This window comes from Arenimonas malthae CC-JY-1 (genome assembly GCF_000747075.1).
Classification (GTDB): Bacteria; Pseudomonadota; Gammaproteobacteria; order Xanthomonadales; family Xanthomonadaceae; genus Arenimonas; species Arenimonas malthae.
In genome coordinates, this window is record NZ_AVCH01000048.1 from 1 (window position 1) to 939 (window position 939).

Below are 939 nucleotides of genomic sequence, written 5' to 3' on the forward strand. Positions count from 1 at the left end.
GCGCCGGCGGCGGTGCCGGCGGTGACTGGGCGATGGCGGCGGCCGTGCAGGCGGTGGCCAGCAGGGCCAGGAGCGGCAGGCGGAAGGGGCGGCGCATGGTGGTTCTCCTTGGATCAGGCGGTCGTGGGGATGGCGGCGGCGGACGGGCCGCGGCGCTGGCGCAGGTCGTCGCGCAGGCCCGCGGCAAGCCGCATCAGCGCCGGCACCAGCACCAGGGTGAAGACCAGGCTCAGGCCGACGCCGCCGACGGTGACGGCGGCCAGGCCGCGGTAGATCACCGCGCCGGGCCCGGGATTGATGGCCATCGGCAGCGCGCCGAACACGCCGGTGAGCGTGGCGATCAGGATCGGCCGCAGCCGCTGCGAAAGGGCCTGCGCCAGCGCGGCTTCCAGCGCCAGGCCGTCGGCCTCGCCGGCGCGCGCCTGCGCCACCAGCAGGATCGCGTTGTTGATCACCATGCCCAGCAGCATGATGAAGCCGATCATCGACAGCAGGTCCAGCGTCTGCGGCGTGAACAGCGCCACCGCGCGCAGGGCCAGCGCGCCGCCCAGCAGGGCCATCGGCAGCGTGGCCATGACGAAGGCGCTGTCGCGCACCGACTTGAACAGCGCCGCCATCAGCAGGAACAGCACGCCCAGCGCCATCGCGAAGTTGCCCGCCATGGTGCGCACCACCTCGCCCAGGCGGTCGGCGCTGCCGGACACGCGCACGCCGGCGTCCGGCGGCAGCGCCGCGCGCAGCGCCGGCACCACCTCGCCGTCGACGATCTCCAGCGCTTCCTCCAGCGACAGGCTGGCCGGCGGATCCACGGTCAGGCTGATGGTGCGGCGGCCGTCCACGCGGCGCAGCTGGCCCGGCGCCAACGTGGACTGCACGCGCGCCAGTTCGCCCAGGCTGAGCACGCCGCCGCCCGGCGTGGCCAGCGGCGCGGCGGCGAAC

General features: G+C 75.3%; 1 protein-coding gene. It reads right to left on the minus strand.

Annotated elements, in window-relative coordinates:
• Positions 1-113 precede the first annotated feature (113 nt).
• A partial coding sequence (locus N790_RS03415; RefSeq protein ID WP_043800758.1) for an efflux RND transporter permease subunit occupies positions 114-939 on the minus strand: 826 nt, incomplete at its 5' end.